The 2,086-nt window shown below is 74.5% G+C and carries 2 protein-coding genes; one reads left to right on the top strand and one right to left on the bottom strand.

Annotated elements, in window-relative coordinates; translation table 11 throughout:
- Positions 1-108 precede the first annotated feature (108 nt).
- Positions 109-453, top strand: a complete 345-nt coding sequence (locus tag CQZ88_RS22920; protein ID WP_037201380.1) for an Rv3654c family TadE-like protein — start codon at positions 109-111, stop codon at positions 451-453.
- Positions 454-462: 9 nt separating this feature from the next.
- Here the strand turns inward: CQZ88_RS22920 and CQZ88_RS22915 are convergent.
- Positions 463-2,086: Zn-binding domain-containing protein (locus CQZ88_RS22915; protein WP_258008735.1), on the bottom strand; the 1,624-nt coding region annotated here is incomplete at its 5' end.

Raw genomic sequence — 2,086 nt, 5'->3', positions numbered from 1 at the left:
CCCCGACGGTGACCTCGTCGTGGCGACGGTGACGGCGGACGGTCCGCTGCTGCCGATGGTGACGCTCACGGCGGAGGCGGTATCCGTGCTCGAACCGGAAGTGGCGCAGTGACATTCGGGGACGACCGGGGTAGTGCGAGCGTGATGGGGTGTTTCGTCGCGGTCGCGCTGATCGTGGTCACCGGGCTGCTCGTGCAGACGGGTGCGGGGGTCGCGACGCGGCACCGGGCACAGGCGGCGGCCGACCTGGCGGCCCTGGCGGTGGCCGGTGCGCTCGATCGCGGATCGGACACCGCATGCTCGGAGGCGGACCGGATCGCGGCGCGGATGCGGGCGCAGGTGCGCTCGTGCACCGTCGACGGCTGGGACGCCGTCGTCGAGGTCGGGGCCGAGGTGTCGCTGCCGGCTGGGCGGCAGGCCCGGGCGATCGCGCGGGCGGGGCCGGCCGGGTGAGACGCGAGGTCAGGCGAGGGTGTCGAGCACCGCGCCCAGCAACGCGACCGCGCCGGCCTTGTCGAGCGGGTCGTTGCCGTTGCCGCACTTGGGGGAGTACACGCACGACGGGCAACCGGCGGCGCATTCGCAGGCCGTCACGGCCGCGCGGGTTGCACCGAGCCACTCGGCGATGCGCGCGTACCCGCGGTCGGCGAAACCGGCGCCCCCGGGATGCCCGTCGTAGACGAAGACGGTGGGCAGCCCGGTGTCCGGGTGCACCGCGGTGGACACGCCGCCGATGTCCCAGCGGTCGCACGTCGCCACGAGCGGCAGCAGGCCGATGGCGGCGTGCTCGGCGGCGTGCAGCGCGCCGGGTACCCGTTCCGGTCCGATCCCGCACCGGTCGAGCAGTTCGGGGGTGACGGTGTACATCACCGCGCGCGTCGGCAGGCACTGGGACGGCATGTCGAGGTCGGTGCTGTCGAGCACCTCGCCGGACGGCAGCCGTCGCAGGTACGAGACCACCTGGTGGGTCACCTCGACCTCGACGAGGCCTACGGTCACCGGCCCGAGCGAGCGCTGTTCCGCCACGGCGGTCACGACGATGTCGGTGATCTCCCGCGCGGAGGTGGACCATTCGGGGTCCTCGGCGTGCACGAGCGCGATTCCGTCGTCGAGGTGCAACTCGTCGACGACGAACGACTCGCCGCGGTGCAGGTACACCGCTCCCGGATGCACGGTCGCCGGTGCACGACCGCCGTCGACGGTGCCGAGCATCCGTCCGGTGTCCGACTCGACGATGGCGATCTGGGTGCCGATGCCGCCGCGGATGTCGATGTCGGAGTGGGGACGGGTGTCCGGGGTGACGAACCAGCCGTGCGGGCGCCGCCGGATCGCTCCCTGCGCGGCCAGGGCGGCGAGCACGTCGGCCGCACCGAACTCCTCGACCTCGGCGTCGGTGAGCGGCAGCTCGAGTGCGGCGCACAGCAGTTGCGGGCCGAGCACGTACGGATTGGTGGGATCGGTGACCGTCGCCTCGACGGGCTTGTCGAGCAGCGCCGCCGGATGGTGCACGAGGTAGGTGTCGAGCGGATCGTCGCGGGCGACGAGCACGACCAGCGATCCCGCACCGCGGCGCCCGGCCCGGCCGGCCTGCTGCCAGAACGACGCGACGGTGCCCGGGAATCCGGCGACGACGACGGCGTCCAGGCCGGCGATGTCCATGCCGAGTTCCAGGGCGTTGGTGCTGGCGGCACCGAGCAGCCGGCCGTCCGCCAGGGCCGCCTCGAGCTCGCGGCGCTCCTCGGCGAGGTAGCCGGCGCGGTAGGCGGCGACCCGATCGACGAGCTCGGGGGCGGCCTCGGCGAGCAGCCGCTGCGCACCGAGCGCGGTGAGTTCGGCACCGCGCCGGGACCGCACGAAGGCGAGGGTGCGGGCACCCTCGACGACGAGGTCGGCGAGGATGCGGGCGGCCTCGGTTCCGGCGGCGCGGCGCACGGGGGCACCGTTCTCGCCGGTCACCTGCTCGAGCAGCGGCGGCTCCCACAGCGCGACGGTGCGAGGTCCGTGCGGGGAGCCGTCCTCGGTCACCTCCCGGCAGGGCGCGCCGACGAGCCGGGACGCCGCGGCGCCGGGGTCGGCGGTCGTGGCG

The sequence above is a fragment of the Rhodococcus sp. ENV425 genome, assembly GCF_002887785.1.
GTDB lineage: Bacteria > Actinomycetota > Actinomycetes > Mycobacteriales > Mycobacteriaceae > Rhodococcus > Rhodococcus aetherivorans.
The sequence above is the reverse complement of the archived record's forward strand: the minus strand, read 5'-3'. Positions and strand labels throughout refer to the sequence as shown.